The 25,188-nt window shown below is 64.1% G+C and carries 24 protein-coding genes; 4 read left to right on the top strand and 20 right to left on the bottom strand.

Annotation, left to right across the window (positions count from 1 at the left end; translation table 11 throughout):
• Positions 1–83: 83 nt before the first annotated feature.
• Positions 84–704 carry a flavin reductase family protein gene (locus tag PEP31012_RS11150; protein ID WP_150589417.1) on the bottom strand — a complete coding sequence of 207 codons (621 nt, stop codon included), beginning with the start codon at positions 702–704 and terminating at the stop codon, positions 84–86.
• A 294-nt stretch (positions 705–998) separates the two neighbouring features.
• Here PEP31012_RS11150 and PEP31012_RS11145 point away from each other — a divergent pair, with 294 nt between their 5' ends.
• Both PEP31012_RS11145 and PEP31012_RS11140 read left to right on the top strand, forming a co-directional pair.
• Positions 999–1,652: a DsbA family oxidoreductase gene (locus PEP31012_RS11145; RefSeq protein ID WP_174978199.1), complete on the top strand. Its 654-nt coding sequence runs from the start codon at positions 999–1,001 to the stop codon at positions 1,650–1,652.
• A gap of 6 nt (positions 1,653–1,658) precedes the next feature.
• A complete protein-coding gene (locus PEP31012_RS11140; protein ID WP_150589415.1) occupies positions 1,659–3,065 on the top strand; it encodes an MFS transporter in 1,407 nt (468 codons plus the stop codon).
• Positions 3,066–3,116: 51 nt separating this feature from the next.
• Here the strand turns inward: PEP31012_RS11140 and PEP31012_RS11135 are convergent, their stop codons facing one another.
• From PEP31012_RS11135 to PEP31012_RS11090, 10 genes are all read right to left on the bottom strand, one after another.
• The gene (locus tag PEP31012_RS11135) at positions 3,117–3,614 is read right to left on the bottom strand and encodes an Rrf2 family transcriptional regulator (RefSeq protein ID WP_150589414.1); all 498 of its coding nucleotides are present in this window, start codon (positions 3,612–3,614) and stop codon (positions 3,117–3,119) included.
• 179 nt (positions 3,615–3,793) lie between these two features.
• Complete coding sequence (locus PEP31012_RS11130) at positions 3,794–4,816, bottom strand: branched-chain amino acid ABC transporter permease (protein WP_425494948.1); 1,023 nt, start codon at positions 4,814–4,816, stop codon at positions 3,794–3,796.
• A 7-nt stretch (positions 4,817–4,823) separates the two neighbouring features.
• The gene (locus PEP31012_RS11125; RefSeq protein ID WP_150589412.1) at positions 4,824–5,714 is read right to left on the bottom strand and encodes a branched-chain amino acid ABC transporter permease; all 891 of its coding nucleotides are present in this window, start codon (positions 5,712–5,714) and stop codon (positions 4,824–4,826) included.
• A gap of 21 nt (positions 5,715–5,735) precedes the next feature.
• Complete coding sequence (locus tag PEP31012_RS11120; RefSeq protein ID WP_150589411.1) at positions 5,736–6,491, bottom strand: ABC transporter ATP-binding protein; 756 nt, start codon at positions 6,489–6,491, stop codon at positions 5,736–5,738.
• Positions 6,488–7,267, bottom strand: coding sequence for an ABC transporter ATP-binding protein (locus tag PEP31012_RS11115; protein WP_150589410.1), 780 nt, complete (start codon positions 7,265–7,267; stop codon positions 6,488–6,490). Before PEP31012_RS11115 ends, PEP31012_RS11120 begins: the two co-directional genes overlap by 4 nt.
• A gap of 4 nt (positions 7,268–7,271) precedes the next feature.
• Positions 7,272–7,961, bottom strand: a complete 690-nt coding sequence (locus tag PEP31012_RS11110; RefSeq protein ID WP_150589409.1) for a DUF2848 domain-containing protein — start codon at positions 7,959–7,961, stop codon at positions 7,272–7,274.
• A gap of 35 nt (positions 7,962–7,996) precedes the next feature.
• The gene (locus PEP31012_RS11105) at positions 7,997–9,238 is read right to left on the bottom strand and encodes an ABC transporter substrate-binding protein (RefSeq protein WP_246171247.1); all 1,242 of its coding nucleotides are present in this window, start codon (positions 9,236–9,238) and stop codon (positions 7,997–7,999) included.
• A 105-nt stretch (positions 9,239–9,343) separates the two neighbouring features.
• The gene (locus tag PEP31012_RS11100) at positions 9,344–9,724 is read right to left on the bottom strand and encodes a cupin domain-containing protein (protein WP_150589408.1); all 381 of its coding nucleotides are present in this window, start codon (positions 9,722–9,724) and stop codon (positions 9,344–9,346) included.
• 68 nt (positions 9,725–9,792) lie between these two features.
• Complete coding sequence (locus PEP31012_RS11095; protein ID WP_150589407.1) at positions 9,793–11,274, bottom strand: 4-hydroxyphenylacetate 3-hydroxylase family protein; 1,482 nt, start codon at positions 11,272–11,274, stop codon at positions 9,793–9,795.
• A gap of 26 nt (positions 11,275–11,300) precedes the next feature.
• Positions 11,301–11,819 carry a flavin reductase family protein gene (locus PEP31012_RS11090; protein ID WP_150589406.1) on the bottom strand — a complete coding sequence of 173 codons (519 nt, stop codon included), beginning with the start codon at positions 11,817–11,819 and terminating at the stop codon, positions 11,301–11,303.
• Positions 11,820–12,234: 415 nt separating this feature from the next.
• Between PEP31012_RS11090 and PEP31012_RS11085 the strand changes: the two genes are divergently transcribed.
• The gene (locus PEP31012_RS11085; protein WP_150589405.1) at positions 12,235–13,467 is read left to right on the top strand and encodes an IscS subfamily cysteine desulfurase; all 1,233 of its coding nucleotides are present in this window, start codon (positions 12,235–12,237) and stop codon (positions 13,465–13,467) included.
• Positions 13,468–13,489: 22 nt separating this feature from the next.
• Here the strand turns inward: PEP31012_RS11085 and PEP31012_RS11080 are convergent, their stop codons facing one another.
• From PEP31012_RS11080 to ribA, 5 genes are all read right to left on the bottom strand, one after another.
• Complete coding sequence (locus PEP31012_RS11080) at positions 13,490–14,032, bottom strand: MarR family winged helix-turn-helix transcriptional regulator (RefSeq protein WP_150589404.1); 543 nt, start codon at positions 14,030–14,032, stop codon at positions 13,490–13,492.
• A 158-nt stretch (positions 14,033–14,190) separates the two neighbouring features.
• Positions 14,191–14,925 carry a transporter gene (locus tag PEP31012_RS11075; protein WP_150589403.1) on the bottom strand — a complete coding sequence of 245 codons (735 nt, stop codon included), beginning with the start codon at positions 14,923–14,925 and terminating at the stop codon, positions 14,191–14,193.
• A gap of 153 nt (positions 14,926–15,078) precedes the next feature.
• Positions 15,079–17,832 carry a magnesium-translocating P-type ATPase gene (gene mgtA, locus PEP31012_RS11070; protein ID WP_150589402.1) on the bottom strand — a complete coding sequence of 918 codons (2,754 nt, stop codon included), beginning with the start codon at positions 17,830–17,832 and terminating at the stop codon, positions 15,079–15,081.
• Positions 17,833–18,119: 287 nt separating this feature from the next.
• A complete protein-coding gene (locus PEP31012_RS11065) occupies positions 18,120–18,476 on the bottom strand; it encodes a hypothetical protein (protein ID WP_150589401.1) in 357 nt (118 codons plus the stop codon).
• Between the two features lie 626 nt (positions 18,477–19,102).
• A complete protein-coding gene (gene ribA / locus PEP31012_RS11060; protein WP_150589400.1) occupies positions 19,103–19,750 on the bottom strand; it encodes a GTP cyclohydrolase II in 648 nt (215 codons plus the stop codon).
• A 364-nt stretch (positions 19,751–20,114) separates the two neighbouring features.
• On the opposite strand from ribA, the gene PEP31012_RS11055 reads away from it, so the two are divergent.
• A complete protein-coding gene (locus PEP31012_RS11055) occupies positions 20,115–20,762 on the top strand; it encodes a LysE family translocator (RefSeq protein WP_150589399.1) in 648 nt (215 codons plus the stop codon).
• Between the two features lie 20 nt (positions 20,763–20,782).
• Here PEP31012_RS11055 and PEP31012_RS11050 read toward each other — a convergent pair whose 3' ends face one another.
• From PEP31012_RS11050 to PEP31012_RS11035, 4 genes are all read right to left on the bottom strand, one after another.
• Entirely contained in the window at positions 20,783–21,541 is a 759-nt protein-coding gene (locus PEP31012_RS11050) for an aspartate/glutamate racemase family protein (RefSeq protein ID WP_150589398.1), read from the bottom strand.
• A 30-nt stretch (positions 21,542–21,571) separates the two neighbouring features.
• A complete protein-coding gene (gene hydA / locus PEP31012_RS11045) occupies positions 21,572–22,987 on the bottom strand; it encodes a dihydropyrimidinase (RefSeq protein WP_150589397.1) in 1,416 nt (471 codons plus the stop codon).
• Positions 22,988–22,991: 4 nt separating this feature from the next.
• The gene (locus PEP31012_RS11040; RefSeq protein WP_150589396.1) at positions 22,992–23,726 is read right to left on the bottom strand and encodes a maleate cis-trans isomerase family protein; all 735 of its coding nucleotides are present in this window, start codon (positions 23,724–23,726) and stop codon (positions 22,992–22,994) included.
• Positions 23,727–23,813: 87 nt separating this feature from the next.
• Entirely contained in the window at positions 23,814–25,112 is a 1,299-nt protein-coding gene (locus PEP31012_RS11035) for an MFS transporter (protein WP_150589395.1), read from the bottom strand.
• Positions 25,113–25,188 lie beyond the last annotated feature (76 nt).

Here is a 25,188-nt window from a genome sequence, read left to right as displayed (position 1 = left end):
AAATGATTGCGAGTGCGTTGTCCGAACGCGCGGTCGGCGATTGCATCGGGTCGACCGGTTCGCGCGGCAGTCCCCAACGTGGATCAGGCCTTCGGGCGACGTAAATCGAACATCGGGCCGATCTCCGCATAGTCGCCGAGATAGCCCGCACGCATCACCGGATGGGCCTTCGCCGTGTCGAAGATACCGTCCTCGCGCAGATACTCGCGGCGAATGTGTACCCCGACGACTTGCCCCAGAGCGAGCCAATTGTCCATCGGTTTGCCGTCGAGATTGTGCATGCGCACGATCTGCAGCAACTTGCATTCGAGCGAGGCAGGCGACTCGGCCACATGCGGTACGTCGACATTGACGCCCGCGGCCTTCGTCAGCCCCGCCAGTTCGAACTCATCGACGTCGTGCGGTACGGGGGCCGACGTCCGGTTCATCTGCGCGACGAGCGACTTGCTCGTGAAATTCCAGACGAACTCGCGCGTGGCCTCGATGTTGGCAATCGAGTCCTTGTAGCCCTCACTGCAAAAACCGATGATCGGCGGGAATGTCGCGAACGCCCCGAAGAAGCTGTAAGGCGCGAGGTTGACCCGGCCGTGTGCATCGCGGCTGGAGATCCAGCCGATCACGCGCGGCGCGACAATCGCCTTGAACGGATCGTGAGACAGGCCGTGACCCTTGGCCGGGTCGTAGAAGTGAACGTCGTTGGACATGAGGCGGAGAAGATCCACGGAAATGAATGCCCTACACGATATCGCATCGCCACAGGCCGCAGGTCAACCGCCACTCAATGATTCAACAGACAAAACAACGATTCCGACAGTCAAAACACGCCACGCTTCTGGCAACCGCCCCACTTACGCCCCGAATGCCGCATGAATAAAGGCTTGTGGCGCCGTCCGGGCGGTCTCCGGCGAGAATCATCGATTTGTGCGACGATTGCCCGTGTTGCGTCGCGCAAGGCGACGCGTTTTTCATTGCACGCGCCGCCACGGCGCCGTCAAACCATGCCCGCCACGCTCAAGATTGATTTTGTCTCCGATGTCGCCTGCCCCTGGTGCGCCATCGGCCTTGCCTCGTTGAAAACGGCCCTCGGCCGTCTGGGTGACGAGGTCGAAGCCGATCTTCATTTCAGCCCGTTCGAACTCAATCCCGACATGCCCGCAGACGGCGTCCCGCTCGCCGATTACATGGCGCGCAAGTACGGGTTGACGCCGGCGCAGTTGGCTCAGAATCAGGCCAACATCGGTGCGCGGGCGGCAGCCGAAGGCTTCCCCATGCGCATGGACCTGCGCACGCACGCCTACAACACGTTCGATGCGCATCGTCTGCTGCATTGGGCGCAGACGATCGGCAACGACACGCAGCTCGCCCTGAAGGAAGCACTGTTGCGCGCCTACTTCGTCGAAGGCAAGCGCACGAGCGACCCGGACGTGCTCGTCGACGCCGCGCGGCAAGCCGGCCTCGACACGGCGCGGGCGCGCGAGATCCTCGCCTCCGACGAATACGCGGAACAAGTGCGCGCGCTTGAGCGCCATTACCAGAACCTCGGCATCCAGTCGGTGCCGGCGATCATCTTCAACAACCGGCATCTGGTAAGCGGCGGCCAACCGCCGGAAGTGTTCGAACAGGCCATTCGTCAAATTCTGGCTCAGGGCTGATCGGTCATGTCGTCCCTGCCCCCGATTGCCGATACCCCAGCGACCAGCGCCCCAGCCACGGCGCACACACACGAGCCGCCCGCTGCCGGACGCGGCCTCGCGATGACGGCGATCCTGCTCGCCGTGTCGCTCGCCAGTCTCGATACCGCGATCGCCAACACGGCCCTGCCGCAAATGGCGCTCGATCTGAAGACGACGCCCTCGGCATCGGTCTGGATCGTGAACGCGTACCAATTGGCGATGGTGGCGACGTTGCTTCCGTTCGCCTCGCTGGGCGAGCGCGTCGGCCACAAACGCGTCTTCATGTCGGGCGTGGCGGTGTTTCTCGTGGCGTCGCTGCTGTGCGCGCTGTCGCCGACGCTCGGCTTTCTCGCCGGCGCTCGCGTCCTGCAAGGGGTAGGGGCCGCCGCGGTGATGAGCGTGAACATTGCCCTTATTCGCTTCCTGTATCCGGCGCATCAACTGGGTCGCGGGGTTGGCCTGAACGCGCTGATCGTCGGTATCTCGTTCGCCATCGGGCCAACGTTGGCGTCGCTCGTGCTCGCGTTCGGGAGTTGGCCATGGCTGTTCCTGATCAATGTGCCGACGGCGCTTCTGGCGCTGGCGTTCTCGCGCCGTAACCTGCCCGACACGCCGCGCAGCGCGCACAAGCCGGACATGATCGCCGCGTTGCTCAACGTGGCGACGTTTGCACTGCTGATCTTCGCGCTGAGCCAGAGCGCGCAACGGGCCGATTGGCGGCTGACGGTGACGTGCTTCGTGGGCGCGCTCGTGTTTGGCTGGGCACTGATTCGCCGCGAGCGTGGCCATCGTGCGCCGATGCTGCCGGTCGACTTGCTGCGTCTGCCCGCCTTTGCGCTCTCGACGCTCACGGCCATCTGTGCGTTTGCGACGCAGGGGCTGGGGCTGGTGTCGTTGCCGTTCTATTTCGAGAACGTGCTGCATCGCAGTCCCATCGAGACGGGCTTTCTGATGACGCCGTGGCCGTTTTTCGTGGCAGCGATTGCGCCCTTGGCGGGACGCCTGTCCGATCGCTATCCGCCCGGCGCGCTGGGCGCGATTGGCCTGGCAATGCTAAGCGCCGGCATGGGATTGCTCGCGATCATGCCCGAGCACGCGCAACTGTGGGATATCGGCTGGCGGATGGCGTTGTGCGGTCTGGGCTTCGGATTCTTCCAGTCGCCGAACCTGAAGGCGTTCATGCACAGCGCACCGCCGGAGCGTAGTGGTGGGGCAAGCGGCATGGTGGGAACGTCGCGATTGCTGGGGCAAGCGACAGGCGCTGCGCTCGTGGCCCTGGCATTGGGCCTCGCAGGCGCTCAAGGTTCGCTGTGGGCATTGGCGTGGGGCGCCGCGTTCTCCGCCGCTGGGTGTCTGGCGAGCGGCTTGCGCTTGGTGCGACGTCGGGCTTGAACGCGCAGAGGGGGGAACACGACAGGGAACCGACGTGTCCCCCAAGGCGCTTCAGGAGGACGATTCGGTGACGCGTCGTTTGACCTTGATGTCCGACACGGGAATCACCGCGGCCACCGCATCCCCGAGCAGGCGGCGCAACTCGGCGGGTTGGCCAACCAGATCGGCCAACGTGTATCGGTCGAGCACCGCAAAGTAGGTGCGCAACGCCTCGCCCAGCACGCCGCGAAGGTTGCACGCCGACGTGATGACACAGGCGTTGTCACCTTGGTGGAAGCACTCGACCATCGCGAAGTCGGGTTCCATGGCACGCACCACTTCGCCAAGCCCGATGCGCTCCGGTGCACGTCCCAGACGGATCCCTCCCGAGCGCCCACGCACCGTGTGCAAGTAGCCCAACTGGCCGAGCTTCTGCACGATCTTCACGAGGTGATTCTTGGGAATGTCGAATGCGTCGGCCACGGCCTGCACGTGCACCAACTCGTCGGGATGAACCGCGACGTAGATCAGGGTGCGCAGGCTGTAATCGGTGTGGTCGGTGAGGCGCATTCGACGGGGGAACACTGCGGGAACGGGTAGGGCGGCACCAAGTGCCGCCCGCAACTATTGCGAGTCAGTTTAACATGGCTTTCATAGGCATCTTATGCTCCGCTGACGCCCTGCGCCCCCGTCTCGCCAGCCCGCAACAGCAGGCGCTGATGGGGCATCGCCCCACCTGCCCCCTCGCCCTACCCTTCGACCCCGCTGGCGAGCGCCGCCGGGCGAGCGCCAGGGCCGCGGCGCCCCCGCCAGCGCTGCTGCCAGACGAGCCATTCGCCCACGAGACCGCGGCGGAACAAAAGCACGCAGAGCACGAAAATTCCCCCTGTCACCACGCTCACCATCGAGCCCAGTCCGGCAAATGCTTGCCACCCCGTGACCTGCATCAGCCAGTTGCCGATGTCCCCGAGCTTCGTCTCCAGCGAGACGATGAGCAGCGCCCCCGCCACCGGGCCGAAGCGTGTGCCCATACCGCCGACAAGCGTCATCAGAATGACCGATCCCGAGAGCGACCAATGCACGTCGGATAACGTGGCAAACCCTAGCACGAGCGTCTTGAGCGCACCGGCAAGGCCGGCGATCGCTGCCGAAAGAACGAAGGCCAGCAGCTTGAAACGCGAGGCCTCGTAGCCGAGCGAGATGGCACGCGGCTCATTCTCCTTGATCGCCGCCAGCACACGTCCGAAGGGCGAAGCGACGATCCGCGAGATCAGCGCGAACGTGGCGGCAACCACGCCCAGCACCACGTAATAGAGCGTGATGTCGCGGTCCAGCGACAGGCCGAGCAGCGCCTGACGCGGCACCCCCTGCAATCCATCCTCACCGCCCGTGAACGGCGCTTGCAGGCAGAAGAAATAGAACATCTGCGCAAAGGCGAGCGTAATCATGGCGAAGTAGATGCCCTGCCGCCGGATCGCGAACAAGCCGAAAATCAGCCCGAACACGGCGCCGGTCGCGACCCCGGTCAGCACGCCCACGAGCGGCGACGCGGCCAGATCCCGCATCACGTAGCCGGCGAAGTACGCGGCCCCGCCGAAGAACGCGGCGTGGCCGAACGACAGCAGCCCTGTGTAGCCAAGCACCAGGTTGAGCGAGCAGGCAAACAGCGCAAAGCACAGCACCTTCATCGCGAACACGGGGTACACCCCGAGCGCCGGCAGCGCGGCCAGTATCACAAGCAACACAAGATCGAAACGGTATTGACGCATCATCGACGACTCACTTGTAGGCATAACCACCGAACAGACCATGAGGGCGCACAAGCAGCACGAGCGCCATGATCACGAACACGACCGTGGCCGAAGCCTCCGGGTACCAGAGTTTGGTCAGGCCCTCGAGCACCCCGAGGACAAGCCCCGTCAGCACCGACCCGGCAATCGACCCCATGCCGCCGATCACCACGATGGCGAAGACCGTCACGATCATCGGCTGCCCCATGAGTGGGGAGACCTGCATGATGGGCGCCGCCAACACGCCCGCGAACGCCGCCAACGCGGCGCCGAACGCATACGTGAGCGTGACCATGAGCGGCACGTTCACGCCGAACGTCTCAACGAGCCGCGCATTCTCGGTACCGGCACGCAACAACGCCCCGATGCGCGTGCGCTCGATGACGAACCACGTGAGTGCGCAGGCGGCCAGCGACGCGACCACCACCCACGCGCGGTAGTTCGGCAACACCATGAACGGCAGACGCGTGGCACCGGCCAGCAGTGCCGGCCCCTCGAACGACATGCCCGACACGCCGTAGGCCGACCGGCCCAGCCCCTCGATGACAAGCGTGAGTCCGAGGGTGAGCAGCAGACCGTACAGATGATCGAGTTGATAAATGCGCGAGAGCAGCCCGCGCTCGATAGCCGCGCCGAGCAAGCCAGCGACCAGCGGCGCGAGCACCAGCATCGTCCAGTAGTTCAGCCCGAGATACTGGCCGCCCATCCACGCGACGAGTGCGCCGAGCATGAAAAGCGCCCCGTGCGCGAAGTTGATGACGTTGAGCAAGCCGAAGATGACCGACAGGCCCAGGCTCAGCACGGCATAGAAACAACCGTTGACCAGGCCGAGCATCAGTTGGCTGAGCAACGCCGGCAGAGGAATATCGAAAGGATTCACGGCAATGGCCTTCAGAGCGAATTACACGTTGAGAAGCGTCTGCAGCGTCTGTGTGTGGGCGGGCAACTGGGCAGCATCGAATTGCAGCGCAATGCGCCCGTGCTCCATCACATAGAAGCGCTCGGCAAGCGGGGCGGCGAAGTGGAAGTTCTGCTCGACGAGCACGATCGTGTAGCCGCGCGACTTGAGCGTCTCGATCATGCGGGCGAGCGTGCGCACGATGGCGGGCGCCAGTCCCTCGGAGATCTCGTCGAGCAGCAACAGGCGCACGCCTGTGCGTAGAATCCGCGCGATGGCCAGCATCTGCTGCTCGCCGCCCGACAAACGCGTGCCCGGACTGTGCCGGCGCTGCGCCAGATTCGGGAACATCGCGTAAATCTCGTCGAGCGACATGCCCGCCAGTCCGGCGGCGGCACCGCCTGGCGCCAGCACCGGCGGCAGCAACAGGTTCTCCTCGCACGACAGACTGGCGAAGATGCCGCGCTCCTCCGGGCAAAAACCCACGCCGCACCGTGCGATCTTGCGCGTCGGCAAGCCGATGGTCTCGCGCCCGAACACGCGCACCGAGCCGTCGCGGCTCCCTGTGAGCCCGAGAATGGCGCGCAGCGTCGTGCTGCGTCCTGCCCCGTTGCGGCCCAACAGGCTGATGACCTCCCCTTGCCCCGCCACCAGATCGACGCCGTGCAGGATGTGCGATTCGCCATACCACGCCTGCAGGCCGGTGACTGCCAGCGCCGGGACACTGGCGGCAACGAGAGACGATTCGTGTGCCTTCATGCGTGCGCTCCTTCCAGTGTGGCGTCCGCCGAGCCCATGTAGGCTTCGCGCACGCGGGCATCGGCGGTGACCGCGGCGTAGTCGCCTTCGGCCAGAATCTCGCCGCGTTGCAAAACTGTGATCGTGTCGGCAATGCCCGACACGACCTTCATGTTGTGCTCGACCATCAGCACGGTGCGTCCGGTCGCGACCTGCCGGATGAGTGCCGCCACGCGGTCGACATCTTCATGCCCCATGCCCTGGGTGGGTTCGTCGAGCAGCATGATGTCGGGCTCCATGGCCAGCGTGGTGGCAATTTCCAGCGCGCGCTTGCGCCCATACGGCAGCGACACGGTCAGCGCATTGGCGTAAGCCGCGATGCCCACTTCGTCGAGCAAGGCCATCGCGCGCGTATCCAGATCGCCCAGTGCGCGTGCGCTGCGCCAGAAGTGATAGGACTGCCCGGTGGCGCGTTGCAGCGCCACGCGCACGTTTTCGATGACCGACAGGTGCCCAAACACCGCCGAAATCTGAAACGAGCGGATCATGCCGCGCCGCGCGACGGCCGCCGGCGCGAGGCCTGTAATATCCTCGCCGCGATAGAAGATCTGGCCGGACGTTGGCGTCAGGAACTTGGTCAGCAGGTTGAAGCACGTCGTCTTGCCTGCGCCGTTCGGGCCGATGAGTGCATGAATCGCCCCGCGCCGGACCTTCAGATCGACGCCGCCCACAGCGGTGAAGCCGCGAAACGCCTTGGTGAGCTGCCGGGTTTCGAGAATGATGTCGTCGTGATGCATGCGCTCACCCCACCACAGGTAGCGGCGTGATGCCGTAACCGTGTTGCAAACGCCGGTCGAGCACCGGATCCTCAAGTTCAAAATCGAAGCGCTCGGCCGAACGAATGCCGCCGATGGCCGCGAGCGTGCCGCACAGCATGGCCGTGCCGTCCTCAAAGCGCCCGCCCGCCTCGACGAAACGCGCGAGCAAATCCTGCGGCGAGCGCATCGCCGTCACCGGCCCCTGCTGATACAGCACTTTCTCGCCGCCGATGTTGGCGTAGCTGCGCAACACGAGCCGGTCCCAATGCGCCTCGACGTCGGCCAGCGGCCAGAGCACCGTCGCACAGGGCTTCTCGCACATCTGCTTCGAGACCGTCACCCCATACGTCTCCACGTCGCGGTCCGTATGGTCCGACGCCACCCCCACGTACGTCTCGCCCCCGCTACGCACGAGCAGGTACTCGACCTCGCCGCTACTGGCGCGTCCGCTCGCCTCGATATGCGCCTGCGTGGTGAGCCGGTCGCTCGACACGCGGTAGAACATCGGCGTGGCCGCCGGGCGTTTCACACCGAGCGCCTCGAGCTCACGGATGTGATGCTCCATCGCTTCGGCGTCCCGCCCCGTCCAGCCCGCGACCACGAGCTGTTTGATGGCGATATCGCGATCGACGGCACCCCGCGCCGTCTGTACAACGAAATGCATGAGATTCATCTTGCCGACTCCGGTCATGGCCTGACTTCCTGGCTTCACTTCTTGACGAACGCGCACTGGCTCTGGGCGAGCGGGCGGAATGCCTCGTTGGCGGGGATCGTCTGCAGCACCTTGTAGTCATCCCACGGCTTCGTCGACGCCTTGGGCGACTTCACTTCGACGAGATACATGTCGTGCACCATCAGGCCGTCCGGACGAATGCGGCCGCCCTTGGCGAAGAAGTCATTGATGGGCGCCTGCTTCATCGATGCCATGACGGTGTCGGCGTCGTCGGTGCCGGTGCGCTGCACGGCTTGCAGGTAATGCATGACCGACGAGTAAGTGCCGGCATGGACGAGCGTCGGCATCTTGCCGGTCTTCGCGAAGAAGCGCTGCGCCCAGGCGCGCGACGCGTCGTCACGGTCCCAGTAGAAGGCCGTGGTCAACGTCATGCCCTGCGCTGCCTCGAGGCCCAGGCTATGAATATCACTGATGAACATGTGCAGCCCTGCGAGCTTCTGCTTGCCCGGGCCGCTGATGCCGAATTCGCGGGCCGTCTTGATAGCGTTGACCGTGTCCGCCCCGGCGTTGGCCAGCGCAATCACCTTGGCGCGAGACGCCTGCGCCTGCAGCAGATACGACGACAGATCCGGCGAATTGAGCGGATGCTTGGCGCGACCCACGACCTTGCCGTTCGCGTGTTGCAGGGCGTCGGTGGCGTCCTTCTCGAGCGATGCCCCCAGCGCGTAATCGACTGTGAGGAAGTACCAGCTGTTGTCGCCGCTGCGGGTCATCGCCTTGACTGTGTTCGACGCAAACGAATAGGTATCGTACGAATACTGCACGGTGTACGGCGAGCAGTCCTCGTTCACCAGCCGCGTGGTGCCCGCGCCGGTCACCATGGCGATGCGATGCTTGGCCTTGGCGACATTGGCAACCGCCAGCGCCACGGACGACGGCAACAGATCCTCGACCACGTCCACGTGCTGGTTATCGAACCAGTCGCGCGCGATCGTCGCCGCCACGTCAGTCTTGTTCTGATGGTCGGCAGAAATCACCTTGACCGGCACGCCGTTGACCTTCCCGCCGAAGTCGTCGACGGCCATTTGCGCGGCAATCACCGAGCCCTTGCCGCCGATATCCGAGAAGATCGACGACATGTCGGTGAGTACGCCGATCTTCACCACCCCGTCGCTCATCTTGCCGGGCTGCGCCCGGGCGGAGAGGGGCGTGGCGAGGGCGGCGGCGAGCGCCAGTGCGGCCATTGACGTGATACGACTTGCGCGAAACGTAACCATGATGTTTTCCCGATAGCCTGTAGAGGTTCGTGTGGGTGAAACGGTCTCCGAACGGCGCGGCAACGCCCTGAGGGTTGCCGCGCCTGGTGCCCTGCCTTGCACGTGTCAGGCCGGGTCGTAGTAGTGAATTTCGAGAAGCAGACAGCCGCCGTTCGACTTGAACGGGCCATGAAACGCGCCCGGCGGACGGCAGGCATAGGTGTTCGGCGCGAACGCTTCGCCGCCCTCGCCCTGTGCGTCGTTGCCGACCGTCAGATCGCCCGCGACCAGATAGACCTCTTCCCAATAGGTATGCACGAACGGCGCCTGGGTGTAGATGCCCGGCGCGAAGCGCAGCAGGCGCGTACGGCTGCCCGCACGGTTCTGCTCGTCGAGCGAGCCCGCGAGAATCTTCTGCTCGATGCCCGGCGGGTAGCCCGGCGGCACTTCCCAACCGTCCGTCATATCGATGGTGTGAAACTCGTCATGCAGCTTGTTGATCGCCATGGGAACTCCTTGTCTGTGTCTCTGGCTGCGGCAGGGAATGCCGTTGTCGTGGGGATGGGGAATGCCGGTCAGGCCGCAACCGGCTGCCGGACGATCTCGTCCGAGAGCGCGTAGGTGCCGAGCAGTTTGTCGACCAGACGCGTAGCCTTCTGCCAGTCGTACGTGCGATAGGCGTGGCCCTTGGTCACGAAGGTGGCGCCGGCGTAGAACATCTCGTACTGGTTGTGCCGCGACGCAAATTCTGAGCCGACGGCGTCCCAGGCGAGTTTGAAGAACTTGACCCGCTCCTCGGCGTCGGCCACCGGCGACTTCTGCGTCTTCTCGATGATGCTGGCGAGCATCGGGTTTTCGAAGTCGTGAATGCTCGACGGCAACATGATCATGCCGCCGCCCGCCAGTTCGCGAAGCGTGCTGAGCACCTTCGTGTAGAGCTGCTGCGTGAGCACCTGGGAGCCATAGAGCAGGCTGCGGTCCGGCACGTAGTAGCCCTTCTCCATATGGCCCTTCGCCTCCATGCCGTGCACCCACGCCTCGACCATCGCCGCCTCGGCCGCCAGTTGTCCCAGCGTCTCGCGCACTTGCGGAAAGGCGTTGGTGCCGTTCACTTCGGTAATGCGCAAGGCGATGCCCACGAGGAAGCGCAGCTTGACCATCAGCCGCACCTGGCACTGGTAGTTCTGGTAGCTGTGGGCGGGCGTGGCGTGGAACTGCTTCGCGCACACGGCCGTATCGCCGGCGACGAAGATGCGCTCCCACGGCACTTTGACGTCGTCGAAATACAGCACGGCGTCGTTCTCGTCGAAGCGCGACGCGAGCGGGTTGTCGAACACCGACGTGGCGTTGGCCTCGTACGACTTGCGCGACAGCACGCGCAGCCCCTTGGAATTCATCGGAATGGCAAACGACAGCGCGTACATCTCGTCGCCCGCCTTGAGCGGCTGGATGCAACTGCAAAAGACCTCGTTGGCCATGATGCCGCTGGTGGCGAGCATCTTCGCGCCGCGCACCGTAATGCCCTCGTGGTCCTGATCGACGATGCCGACGGCGAGGTACTTGTCCTCCTGCTCGTGGGCGGCTTTCGACTGGTTGGCCTGCGGATTGACGATCACGTAGGTCAGGAACAGGTCGTTGTCGCGGGCGTACTTGTAGTAGTCGCGCAACGCGCCGGCGCGCTGCGTGTCGTATTGCTCGAAGACGTCGATGCCCATGACCATGCCCGACAGGCATGACGCCACGTGATCCGGCGAGCGGCCCATGAAGCCGTAATGCAACTCGCTCCACGCTTCGAGCATCTCGCGGCGCTGCACCAGCTCGCCGTAGCTCGTGGGCAATTGCCAGATGCGCGAAACGCGATCGCCCGTGTCCGGCGACGCGAACGTCATCGCCTCGAGGTTCTCGGGACGCGCCTGGAAATCGTACAGACTCGCGTAGCTGCGAATGGAGTTGCGAAACGCCGGATGGGTGGTCACGTCACCGACGGGCTTGCCGTCGATGTACACCTCGCGACCGTCGCGCAATTGGCCGATATGTTGACTACCGTTCTTTACCATGACTCTCTCCTGAAACCTTGGGGAACTCACGCCGCGACCGGCGTGGTGTCGAGCGAGCGGTACTGCCCGCCGAAGAAAATGAGCGGACGGCCGTCGTGCCGCGCCGTATGGCGCACGACGCGTCCGACAAAAATCACGTGATCGCCGCCGTCGTGCTGGGCGTGCGGTTCGCATTCGAAGGCGGCCAACGCACCCGGCAGACGGCCAATGCCCGCCTCGTCGAAACTCACCCCGTCCCATTTATTGCCACGGGCGGCGGCGAAGCGGTTCGACGTCTCGCGCTGACTCTCGTCGAGCACATTAACGGTGTAGCGCCCCGCGGCGCACAGGTCTTCGAGGCTCAGACAGCGCCGGTCGACGCTGAACAGAATCAGCGGCGGCGCCAGCGAGACCGAATTGAACGACGCCACGGTGATGCCGATGGGCGGCCCTTCGGCACGCGGCGCTGTAATGACAGCCACGCCGGTGGCGAACATGGCGAGCGTGCGACGGAACTGTCGCGCCTCGTCCTCCTGAGTCGGCACTGCGGTCGATACCTGGTTCATGGCTACCTCCTTTGAAAGCCGGCCCGACGGGTGAAACGATCTCGATTCCTTCGCTTCACCCATCCGACAACCTTTTATATTTAGCTTTGTTTGTTAGTCATTATTGAACGTTAATAAAATTAGCTAATCAAGCAAGGTAAACCCTGAGGGTGATCTCGGTGCATGGACATTTCGATGGTGCGTCGACGCCCCAAAGCTGGGCAGAAGCCTTGCTGGCATTGAGGTTTCAAGGGAATCTCTGCGCACGGCGCACTACCGCGTTACGCACAACGTTGCGTGTTTACCCGAGGCAAATGACCGCCAAAACCGCCCGCATGAAACCCTTTTTTCAATGTGGGAGAGGACAAAACGCGAGACATGCGGTGCTACACTCGGCCGCAATTCATGATGTCCACCGGACGATTCGGAGTCCCCTATGCCGTCACCCACGCCGTCGCTTTTCGAAGCCCCTATCTACATGGACTACAGCGCAACGACCCCGGTCGATCCGCGCGTGGTCGAGGCCATGGTGCCGTACCTGAACGTCAACTTCGGCAATCCAGCTTCGCGCAGCCACAGCTACGGCTGGACAGCCGAGGAAGCCGTGGAAACCGCGCGCGAGCATGTCGCCGCGCTCCTGGGGGCCGATCCGCGCGAGATCGTCTGGACGTCGGGTGCGACCGAAGGCAACAACCTCGCGATCAAGGGCGCCGCAAGCTTTTACAGCGGCAAGGGCAAACACCTCATCAGCGTGAAGACTGAGCACAAGGCAGTGCTCGATACGCTGCGCGAGCTGGAGCGGCAAGGCTTCGAGGTCACCTATCTCGACGTGCAGGAGAACGGGTTGATTACCGTCGAGACGGTGCGCGCCGCCCTGCGCCCCGACACCATCCTGGTGTCGGTAATGATGGTCAACAACGAAATTGGTGTGATTCAGCCCATCGCGGAGATCGGTGAGCTATGCCGCGAGCGTGGCATCGTGTTCCACTGCGACGCCGTGCAGGCCGCCGGCAAGATCCCGATCGACCTGCAAACGCTGAAGGTCGATCTGATGACGGTCACCGCGCACAAGCTTTACGGTCCGAAAGGCATTGGTGCGCTGTACGTGCGCCGCAAGCCGCGCATTCGTATCGAGGCGCAGATCCACGGCGGCGGGCATGAGCGCGGCATGCGCTCAGGCACGTTGCCGACGCATCAGATCGTGGGGATGGGCGAGGCGTTCCGGCTCGCGAAGCGAGAACTGGCGGCGGAGGCCGCGCGCGTTCGCGTGCTGCGCGACCGCCTGCTGGCGGGCTTGCAGGCGATGGACGAGGTGTACATCAATGGCGACATGACGCATCGCGTGCCGCACAACCTGAACGTGAGCTTCAACTTCGTGGAAGGCGAATCGCTCATCATGGGGATCAAGGGTGTAGCGGTGTCGTCGGGCTCGGCGTGCACGTCGGCCTCGCTCGAACCGTCTTTCGTGCTGCGCGCGCTCGGGCGCAGCGACGAACTCGCGCACAGCTCGATCCGCTTCACGCTGGGACGCTTCTCGACCGAGGCCGAAGTGGACAGCGTGATCGAGCAGGTGCGCGGTACCGTCGGCAAGTTGCGCGAGATGAGTCCGCTATGGGATATGTATCAGGACGGCGTCGATCTGAACACGATCCAGTGGGCCGCGCACTGATCGCGAGCGGGGGGCGCCGCGCCTAGCGCTTGTCGCGCGTCGCCAACTGGTGGCCCAGATCGAGCGTGGCGCGGTCGCCGTTGGCGACGAGCCGATCGACCACGGCGCACAGCACCTTGAATTCGGTGCGCGTCACGCCGTCGAACAGCACGTCGTTGATGCGCTGCTGCGAGGGTGTCAGTTCGTGGAGCAGTTTGGCACCAGCGGGCGTCACCGTCAGGCTCATCTTGCGCCGATCGTCCGGATTCTGACGCTTGTCGATCAACTTGAGCGCCTTGAGCTTGTTCGTCTCGATGGTCACGAAGGCACCGGACAGGTGCAGGTGCTCGGCCAGTTGATTGACGGTGACATCCGCGAGCGACGACAGGTGCACGACCGACTGCAGCAGCGAGTATTGAATGCCGGTCAAGCCGATCAGGCTGCCAAAGCCGTCGCGCACCGACAGCAGGCGTGCAGCGAACGGCAACAGGCCATTGATCAGGTGCCGGAATTCGGCGTCGGAACCGTCGATGAGACAGGCCGGGTTGGTAACGGTGAGCGCCTTGGACGGCGACGATTTGGGCATGAGAAAAAGGAGATAAGCGACGCAGCGCGCCCGGACAATGACTTTGAAAAAAAATTATACTGCAAAGTTATCGATCCACTCGCCGCCCCGTTCCCCAGGGCGGAGTATCGCTATGCGCCGCCGCGCCCCGCAATGCCTTGTCTCGTCGATAGACCGGCTTACCAGCGCACGGTCATTCCGCCCATCCAGGAATAGTCATAGGTCTGCGGATTGAGGCCGCGCCGATAGCCGACGTCCAGATCCAGCCACGACTTCGGGCTATAGATCGCCCCGAGAATCATGAACGCCGGGTGGGTCCGCTGCGTAAAGTCGGGGTTCTGCGAGGCGCCCACATCCACAATGAGCTGCGTGGTCGGCAGCACGCGGTAAAGCACGGCCCCCGAGACCTTCCACAGCGACTGGCGATCGCCTTGACGGTTCGGCTGGTAGGCGGCCCCGGCGTTGAACAGGAACGTCCATTTTTCGATCTCGTATTGCGTCAGCAAGGTCGCGCCGGCGTTCACCCGTCCGCTGCCAAGCCCGCGCCGGTCGTTGCCCGTCGGAAAACTCAGGTACGGCTTGAGGCCGACGCTGAACGCCCCGTCGTCGTACATCCGCCACTTGGCGCCCGTCTCCACATCACCGACACCGTTGCCCGCCTCGTCGGAGCGATTCTGGAGATGCGTGTAGGGCACGTCGACATACAGATCGAGCGCCTCTCCCACCCCGCGGGTGAGGGTACTGTTCCAGAGCGTTTGGCGGCCGATTTCCGACTGCTTCGACGTGACTTCGCCATTCGTTTCGAACTGCCAGTTGCCGTCGCCCTGCGTACCGGTATCGTCGGAGACCAGCGGGTGAGCCGCGAAGGCGCTCAGCGGACAGAGCAGCGCCAGGGACATCAGTGGTTTCTTCATGAGTCGTTCTCTTGCTTACGTGTGCTGTCCCGGCGCGCACGGCGGCGGGACAGGCGTGTGTGTGAATGTGAGTGACGGCTCCCGCCCAGCCGGGCGGGAGCGTTGCCTCACATCGATGGCGGTAAAGATTCGGTCGACGCGGTCGACACCCGATCAGAACCAGCGGCCAAAGCGACGGATGTAGATCGTCTTCACGACTTGTGCGAGGGCGATGTAACCGAGCATGGTCGCGGCGAGCCAGTAGAAGTACGATCCCGGCAGCGCGACGAAGCCCAGCGCTTCGGCAAACGGCGAGTACGGCAGCCAGCAGGCCAGCGCGATCGCCACCGTCGTCGACAGCATGATCGGCAGCGCCGGCGTGCTTTGCAGGAACGGGATCTTTTGCGTGCGCAGCAGGTGCACAACCAGCGTCTGCGACACCAGCCCTTCGACGAACCAGCCCGAATTCATGATGACCTGCCCCGCATCGCCGCCATGCGCGTGATACAGCGCACCCGCACCGAAGACCGTCCACATCAGCGCATAGGTCGTGATATCGAACACCGACGAGGTCGGCCCAAGCCACAGCATGAAGCGCCGGATGTTGCCCGCGTCCCACTTGCGCGGCTTCTTGAGGAATTCCGGATCCATGCGATCCCATGGCAGGAACATCTGCGAAATGTCGTACACGAGGTTCTGCACGAGCAATTGCATCGCGAGCATCGGCTGCCACGGCAGGAATGCGCTCGCCACCAGCACCGAGAACACGTTGCCGAAGTTCGAGCTGGCCGTCATGTTCAGGTACTTGAGGATGTTGCCGAAGGTCTCGCGGCCCTTGATGACGCCCTCCTCCAGCACCATCAGGCTCTTTTCGAGCAGGATGATGTCGGCGGTCTCCTTGGCGATGTCGGCCCCGGTATCCACCGAGATGCCGACGTCGGCATCGCGCAGCGCGGGGGCGTCGTTAATGCCGTCGCCCAGGAAGCCCACCGTGTGACCGTTGGCCTGCAAGGCCTTGACCACGCGCGCCTTGTGCAGCGGCGCGAGCTTGGCGAACACAGTCGTGCGGCCGACCGCCTCGCGCAGCGTGGCGTCGTCCATCGGCTCGATGTCCGTGCCGAGCAGCGGCGTGCCCGGCTCAAGCCCCACCTGACGGCACACGTTGATCGTGACAATCGGGTTGTCGCCGGTCAGCACCTTCACCGTCACGCCATGCTCGCGCAGGGCGGCAATGGCCGGGGCGGCCGAGTCCTTGGGCGGATCGAGGAAGGTCAGGAAGCCGCAGACCGTCAGCCCCGCTTCGTCGGACGTCTTGTACTGCGTCTTCGTCTCGCCCGCCGGGATATCGCGCGTCGCCACGACGAGCACGCGGAACCCGTCGGCGTTGTACGCCTCGGCGCGCGCCAGCAGGATGGCGCGAGCCGTATCGTCGAGCGCGCGCACGCCTTGCGAGGTTTGCACGTGCGAGGAGACGGACAACATCTCCTCGACGGCGCCCTTGGTAATCATCAGGTGCTCGCCGCGCGCGTCGGCCACCACGACCGACAGACGCCGGCGCACGAAGTCGAACGGCAATTCGTCAATCTTGGTGAAGTCACGCGGTTGCACCGCCTCGCCGATCTCGTTGGCACGGCGGATGATCGCCACGTCGATCAGGTTGCGCTGGCCACTCTGGTGATAGCTGTTGAGCCAGCCCAGACGCAATACGTCCTCGCGCTCGTCGCCGGCCACGTCGAGATGTTGCTCGAGAATGATGCGGTCCTGCGTGAGCGTGCCAGTCTTGTCGGTACACAGCACGTCCATGGCGCCGAAGTTCTGCACCGAGTTCAGGCGCTTGACGACCACCTTGCGGCGCGACATCGCCATGGCGCCGCGCGCCAGGTTGGCGCTCACGATCATCGGCAGCATTTCCGGCGTCAGGCCGACAGCCACCGCCAGTGCGAACGTCAGCGCGCTGACCCAGTCGCCCTTGGTCAGACCGTTGATCATGAAGACGACCGGCACCATCACCAGCATGAAGCGGATGAGCAGCCAGCTCACGCTGTTCACGCCGCGGTCGAAGCTGGTCTCGACCCGCTTGTGACTCACCACGTTCGTCGCCAGGGCGCCGAAATACGTGTCGCCCGCCGTGGCGACGACAACGCCGGTGGCCGTGCCGCTGACCACGTTCGTGCCCATGAAGCAGATATTGGACAGATCGAGCAGGTTCGCGTTACCCGGTCTGGCCGTCGTCTCGGCGGACTTTTGCGCGACGGCCCCCAGTGTGTCGTACTTCTCGACGGGCAGCGCTTCGCCCGTGAGGACCGCCTGACTGATGAACAGGTCGCGCGATTCGATCAACCGCAGGTCGGCCGGGATCATGTCACCCGCCTGGAGCGTCACGATGTCGCCCACGACCAGCTCGCGCATGGCGACTTCGTGACGCTCCGGCTCGCCCGTCGCCGTCACACGGCGGCGAACGCTGGCGGTCGTGCGCACCATCGCCTTGAGCTTCTCGGCCGCGCGCAGCGACCGGAACTCGGAGAAAAAGCGCAGCAGCCCGCTGATGGTCACCATCGTGAGCAGGATGGAGATGCCCATGTAGTCCTCATCGCCGGGATCCGCGAAGTGGACGTCGGTGAAATAGCTGACAGTGGCGAGCGCCAGCAGCACCATCACAAACGGGTTCTTGAAGGCGCCGAACAGTTGCACCGCCCAGTGAGGCGGCTTGTCGTGCGCGATTTCGTTGGGTCCGTAGCGGGTCTGGCGCTGGCCGACGTCGGCGAGCGTCAGACCGTTCAGGTCGGTGTCGAGGGTGTGCAGCACGTCCCGCAGCGGCTCATTGGCGAGCCGGGCGACGACGTCGGGGCCCGCGGGCGGCAGGCCGGGGGTTGTCGAGCGTTCGACGAAGCCGCGTTGTTTGCGGCGCGAGTGAAGAGGCTTGTTCATGACGATGTTCCTGGCGCGGCTTACGCTGACATGGCGGCCGGCCGGTCTCGTCAGGCGCTACCGGAAGTCATGTCTCCGGAAACAACGCGCGAACGCACCCAGCCGCGCCGCGCGGCGCGCGGTCGGTGATAGTGAAAATTCTTGGGGATCGCCCGCCGGAAACCCGCGCGTTGCGCATCGGGCTCCGGCGGGCCTCATTCGGCTACTTCCATCTTCCATGTCGGACTCCTTAAGTTTTCGGGTTCGGCACAACGGCAAGCGACGTCCGCGCGATCAGGTCAACGGCGTCAAGCGTGCGTGGACCTGACGGCAACGCTCACATGGCGGCTTGCATCGTCGGACCAGAATACGCGGCGCACGCTGCGCTCGCCCGACAGGCGCATGACGAGCGACGTGAGCGACGCCCGCGAGGCGAGCGGGCAGTCGAGCGTGACGGTGGCCGAGGCCTCGTTGCGATCACTCCAGCGCGTAATGCTGACGCGCGTGGCGCGAAGGCCGAGCGCCGTGAGATCGATGAACATCTGCTTGCGCAATGCCCCGAGGGCATCGGCCAGGCAGACAATGGTCAGACGCGACACCGGGGTGGTGAGCGTCGGTTGGCTCTGGAAAGCCTGAAACGTTTGCGACGTTTGAATAGCGCGCATGACTTCCTCGCATGACTGCGAATCGTCCCTGCCGCGCACGGCAAGGACGGCCGGCTCATGCGGGCACAGCGTCGCGATGCCAAATGCATGCGCAAGACGACAGCGCCCCTCACGGGCACGACAGTGGAAATTTTGCGGAAATCGCGCCGGAGAAGTCACGCTCGAGACGAGCATGCGTTGGCGCTAGATACCGCATCCTGCATGAGGACGCGGCACAGGGAAGGCTGTGGATCCTCAGGCAATCAGTCGATCAACGATCGACTACTACTGGCATCGGAATTCACGGACAAACCCCTTGAGTGGAAGACAGGGCGGATGGTAACTGCTGCCAAATTGCAGAGTCAAGCACAAATTGCTGCATCGCACATCGGATGGGAACTTGCCCATGCCGATGTTGGCACTGCTGCCGAAGTGAGGCGCGCGACGTGCCCATTACACAGGAGACATGTTGGCGAACCGTACGACAAATCGCCACGGCGTCGATGGTGCGCGCAACGCGCGCTTACGCGTTCACGACTCGTTCGCTGAACGTTAAGCCCTCGTCGGTCGCTCATTGACTGCTCATTGACTGCTCATTGGCCGTTCGTTGGCCGCTCCGTTGAGCCGTTCGTCGCGCCGTTCGTACGCTACTCGTTCTCTTCGAAGTAATGTCCGAACTTGACCTGCTTGGTGCGGATGTAGCGTTCGTTCTCTTCGCGCATCGGGATGTCGAGCGCCACGCGCTCGCACACCGGGATACCGTGTTTCGCGAGCGTGTCGAACTTCTTCGGATTGTTGCTCATAAGGCGCACCGAACGCACGCCGAGAATGCGCAGAATGGCAGCCGCCGAGTCGTACTCGCGGGCGTCGTCGGGCAGGCCCAGATCCAGATTGGCCTCGACGGTATCGCGGCCCTGCTCCTGCAGCAGATATGCACGAATCTTGTTGCTCAGGCCAATCCCACGCCCTTCGTGACCGCGCAAATACAGCATCACGCCGCGCCCTTCGTCGGCGATCTTGCGCATGCCCGCGTCGAGTTGTTCGCCGCAATCGCAGCGGTAGGATCCGAAGACATCCCCCGTGAGGCATTCCGAGTGCAGACGCACGAGCGTGGGCGCATCGCCACTGACCTCTCCCATGACCAGCGCGAGGTGCTCGTTGTCGCTGTCCTTGACGCGAAACGCGTGAGAGGTGAAGGTGCCGTATCGCGTCGGCAGGGTGGCCGTTGCGACAAGCTCGACGCATTCGCCAGCGTCGCACGCGGGCGTGGCAGAGGCAGTACCAGGGGACTTCATGATGACGTTCAAACAGGCCGAAATTGGGGAGTCGCCCACCACCGGATGGCGTGGGCGTGCGCTAGAAGTGTAACGCCATTTCCGAATTTCAGCCGGCAACGGCATGCAACACACTGTTTCACGCCGCCCGCCTGTCGCATGACGCCCGGCCAATGTCGCAAGCGCTGCGATACGCCGTGCACCGCGCGATCTGCGGCTACGTCGCGCCGAGTCGGCATGGCGAGAGCACCAAGGAGCGCGGTGTGCACGGCATCCGCCAGCCGTCACGATGTTACGATGCCGTGGCGCATCGTCATGCCAGACAGACCCGCTAACGTTTCTGCGTCGTCGGCCGCGCCACCGATGGCGCCGCTCGACATTCCCCATGATCGATATCAACGTACTGCCCTACTTTCTCGCCACTGTCGCCGTACTCGTCGCGATTCCGGGACCGAACACGATCTACATCTCGACGGCGAGCGCCAGCCAGGGATTTCGCTTCGGGTTGGCGTCGTGTTTCGGCGTGATGCTGGCGACGCTCGTCCACGTTGCCCTGGCGGCCGCCGGACTGACGGCCCTGTTGCTGGCCTCGCCGGTGCTGTTCGGCGTGATCAAGTCGCTCGGCGCGGCCTATCTGATCTTTCTGGGGATCAAGGCAATTCGCAGCCGGCCCGCTCACGTCGGCGCCGCGCCGCCGGCGCCCGCACGCGCGCTGGGCGCCTCGATCAAGAAGGGCTTTCTCGTCAATCTGCTCAACCCGAAGACGGGCCTGTTCATCGCCGCCTTCCTGCCGCAGTTCGTGAACCCAGCGTCCAGCCATGTGCCGTTGCAAATCGCGACACTCGGCGTATTGCTGGTGTTCGTCGGCGCATTGAGCGACGTCGCGTACGCGGCGCTGGCCGGCACGATCGGCAAGGCGCTCGCCAGCCGGCGCGCAAGACCGGGCATCGGGAAGTACGTGACCGGCTTGCTGTACATGAGTCTCGGCGTCGCCGCACTGGCGACGTCCTCGCCGCCGATTCGCCAAGGGTAATCCGAAAGCACACCCCGGCGTCAGCCGTCCGAAACCCCCGGCGCGTCGAGCATCCGGCCCACGGCGAGCGGCAGCCCCGCGTGCGGCTTCACCGGCGGTCTCTGGAAGCTGCCCAGGCGAGCCACGCCCGGCTGCAATGCTACCAGCGACTCACAATGCCGAACCGCGCTGGAAACGCCGTCGACGACTGGCACCGGAATGCGATCGCGCAACGTCCGCGCCAGTCCTGCCAGCGGTGCGCCCGCCACGATGATCACGTCGGCCCCGTCTTCCTCCACGGCGCGCCGACTCAGTTCGATGAGACGCCCAGCGTGGTCCTCCTGCACGGTCGCAATATCGCGCAATGGCGACGTCAGGCTGCGAATGCTGGCCAGTCGCGATGTCAGTCCGTTCGCTTCCACACACTCCCGATACCAGGCCTGAATCCGGTGCGAGATGGCGATGATCGAAAAGCGCGCGCCGAGCAGGCACGCGCTCGCCAACGCCGCTTCGGTCATGCCCACGACCGGCACGTCGAACAACTCCTTGATCCCCCCCAACCCCGGGTCGCCAAACGCGGCGACCACGAGGCCATCGAACGTGCCCGCCTGTTCCGCCGCAGCACACGCCGTGGCGTAGCCGCCGACGAGCGCTTCGAAACGCGTCTCGATGTAGGCAACGCCGAACGACGCCGTCGCGAAAGCGAGCGTCGTCTCCGGCGATGCGGCGCGACGGGCTTCGGCTTCGATCAGCCCTGTCACGCTCGTCGAGATATTGGGATTCACTACAAGTAAGCGCATGAAATCTCCTGCCACTGTCGTTGTCTTGCGTCACACCAGGGACGGCGCGTCTGCGGGAAGAAAGCGCCCTCGCCCGGCGGCCGGCGCCAGATATTGCCCACTGGCCACGAGTTGCTCGCCGCGTGAGAAGCAGTGCACCGGCCAACCGATGACCTCGCGCCCCTCATACGGCGTGTAGTCGACGGCATGATGGAGTTCGGCGTTGCGAATCGTCGTTCGCAACTCGGGGTCCCACAGCACGATGTCAGCATCCGCGCCCACGGCGATGGTGCCCTTGCGCGGATACAGGCCGTAGAGCCGCGCCGGACGGTACGACGTCAGTTCCACGAACTGATGAATCGACAGGCGTCCGCGACGCACGCCGTCAAACAGCAACGGCAGGCGCGTCTCGATGCCGGGAATGCCGTTGGGGATATGCTCGAACGACTGTGGCTTGCCGCCCGGCTTCTTGCCTTGCGGATCTTCGTAGTTGAACGGCGCGTGATCGGACGAGAACACCGAGAACACGCCTTGCTTCAACGCCTTCCACACGGCCTCCTGGTTGTCGGCATCGCGCGGCGGCGGGCTGCAGACGCATTTGGCCCCGGCGTAGCCGTCGTCGCCCGGATGATTCATGTCCTCGGCGCTCAGATACAAATACTGCGGACACGTCTCGGCCAGAATCTGCATGCCGCGGCCCTGTGCCCAGCGAATTTGTCCAATGGCGTCCTTGCCCGACACATGAACGATGAGGATCGGCACGTCGACCAGTTCGGCGAAGGTGATCGCGCGGTGCGTCGCTTCGCGCTCGACGGCCGCCGGTCGCGCGAGACCATGGAACTTCGGCGCAATGCGACCCTGCCCGACGAGCTTGTCCGTCAGCCATGCGATGCAATCCGAATTCTCCGCATGCACCATCACCAGCGCGCCGTGTTCGCGGGCCACCGACAGCACCTCCAGAATCTCGCGATCCGAGAGCTTCAGATCGTCGTACGTCATGTAGATCTTGAACGACGTGTACCCTTCGCGAATCAATTGCGGCAGCTCTTCACAGAGCACCTTCTCCGTCGGATCCGCAACGATCAGATGGAACCCGTAGTCCACCACCGCGCGCCCTTCGGCGCGGCGGTGATAGTCGTCGACGGCCGCGCGCAACGAACCGCCCTTCTCCTGCGCGGCAAACGGAATCACCGTCGTCGTGCCGCCGCACACGGCGGCGCGCGTACCTGTGAAGAAGTCATCGGCCATGCGCAGGCCGTCCGGCATGGGCTGGTCGAGGTGGCAGTGGCCGTCCACGCCACCGGGCAGCACAAGCAAGCCCGAGGCATCGACCTCGCGCGTCCCACGGGCCAGATTCCGGCCGAGCGCCGCGATTACACCGTCGCGCACGCCGATGTCGCACGTGAAACGGTCGGCCGCCGTGACCACGTCGGCATGCCGAATGACCAGGTCGAAGGTGTCGCTCATCGTCTTACTCTCCTTGCTGGAACAGTTGGCCCCAGTCGCTCAGTGCGCGCGTGTCGACGCCGGCGAGCCGCAGCGACTTCCAGAGCACCGTCGAGATGGTGTCGTACACGGGAATGCCGGTCTTGACTTCCAGCGCGCGGGCGAGCGGCGCGGCATGCAGGTTGGTGCAGAACGTGGTGATGGCTTGCGGGCGCGCTTGCGCCACCTCGTTGACGAGGCCCTCCAGCGTCTGCGCGCTGACCTCCGAAAATTCGAAGTTCTTGCTGAGCCCCAGGTGACGCTCGGCCGTGCAGCGAATGCCCTGCCGCGCATAGTTCGCGACGATGCGTTGTTGCACGTCTTCCAGATACGGCGTCACGAGACCGAGTTCGGTCACACCGGTGCGTGCCAGGATTTCGTTGAGTGCCAGCACGGACGTCGTGGCGGGAATGCCGGTCGTCTCGGTGATCTGCCGACACAGCGCTTCGTCGGTCTCGAAGCCGAGCCACCCGGCGGACGTGCCGTTCCACGCAATGACATCGACCTCGGCGTCGGCGAGGAGCTGCGCCGCGTCGAGAATCTTTTGCAGGTCGAATTGGCCGAGGGCGTTCTCGCCGAGGGAAATCTGCGTGACGCGAAAGCGGGAGAAATGGACAGAGACGTGCTCGAGGCTCGCCACCATCGCGCTGGTAATCGGTTCCAGCGCGGTGTTGGAAGACGGCGTGAGCATGCCAAGCAGTTTGCGTTTTTTAGTCGTCATGGTCTTACCGATAATGCGGTGATCGGCCGCCTGGGCGGCGGGCCGATCGGGGGAAAACGTGGGTCTGCCAATCAGAGAATCAGAAAATCAGACCGGGAGCTTGCGTTCGTAGTCGATCAGCGTCGAGCAGATGAACAACCCGACACCGGCGGCCGCGAAGAACATCAGAGCGAGGAAATACGACCCGGTGGTCTGCACGATCACGCCGACAATCAGCGGGACACTGATGCCCCCGATGTTGCCGCCGAGATTCATCACCCCGCCGAGGAACCCGACCTTGTTGCGTGTGCCGAGAATGGACGGAATGCACCAGTACAGGCCGCACCAGCGAAGGAAGAACAGCGTCGAGGACAGCAGCACCACGGTGACGACATCGCTCTTCACGTAAGCCACGGAGAAGATCGACGCGGTCGCGATCACGGCGGCGATGCCGAAGAGCGTGCGCATGACCTTGTTCGGGGAGCCGCCCGCGGCCTTCCATTTGTCGCCAACCCAGCCGCCGAACAGCTCGCCGACGAAGCCGCAGAAGAAAATGATGAAGCTGGCGCCGCCCATCTGCTTGATGTCGAACCCGTGCACCTTGTGCAGGTAGTTCGGCATCCAGGTCAGCAGCCCGTAGAAGACCGTGTTGAAGCACATCCAGCCCAGCGCCATGCACCATACCGAGCGGTATTTGAAGAAGTCCAGCGAGCGTCCGGAGAGGTTGGCCGGTTCGGTGCGGTGTTCGTTCGCCTGCGCTTGCTCGATGTAGGTTGCCTCTTCGTCGTTGACGGCCGGGTGTTCACGCGGGGTGTTGCGGATGTAGCGCCAGGCGACGTAGCCGGCCAGCACCGTGCCAACGCCCGCGACCACGAATGCGAGGCGCCACGAGCCAAGCATCGTGATGAGCCACGTGATGATGATGGCGCCGAGGGCGGCCCCTAGCGGGGCGCCACCGTCGAGCAGCGTGGCGCCACGGCCGCGTTCGTACTGCGTCATCCAGATGGCGTTGAGTTTGCCGCCCGCCGGATAGATCGGCGCTTCAGCCGCGCCCAGCCCGAAGCGCGTGAACAGCAGGGACGTGGCATTCGTGCACACGGCGGCGGCCGCCTGGAAGATGCCCCAGAAGACCGTGGCCAGCGCGATCACGATGCGCGGCTTGTATTTGTCGGCCAGCATGCCGCCCGGAATCTGCATGACGGCATACGTCCAGAAGAAGCCGCTCAGGATCAACCCTTCCATCGTGGGCGTGAGATCGAACTCCTTCGAAATCAGCGGCATGGCCACCGACAACGACGCCCGATCGATGTAGTTGATCGAGATCAGACACAGCATCAAGAAAAATATCTTCCAGCGCACAGCGCTCTTCGTGCCCGCCATAGCGGCAACCCTGCCTGTCGACTGCATGGTGAATCTCCAGAGTAGATGACTTACATACCTTTCGTCGCGACTTGAGAGCGAGTATAGAATCTGTAATCTGTAA

Source organism: Pandoraea eparura (assembly GCF_902459725.1).
Lineage (GTDB): Bacteria > Pseudomonadota > Gammaproteobacteria > Burkholderiales > Burkholderiaceae > Pandoraea > Pandoraea eparura.
This window is presented reverse-complemented; position numbering and strand designations above follow the sequence as displayed.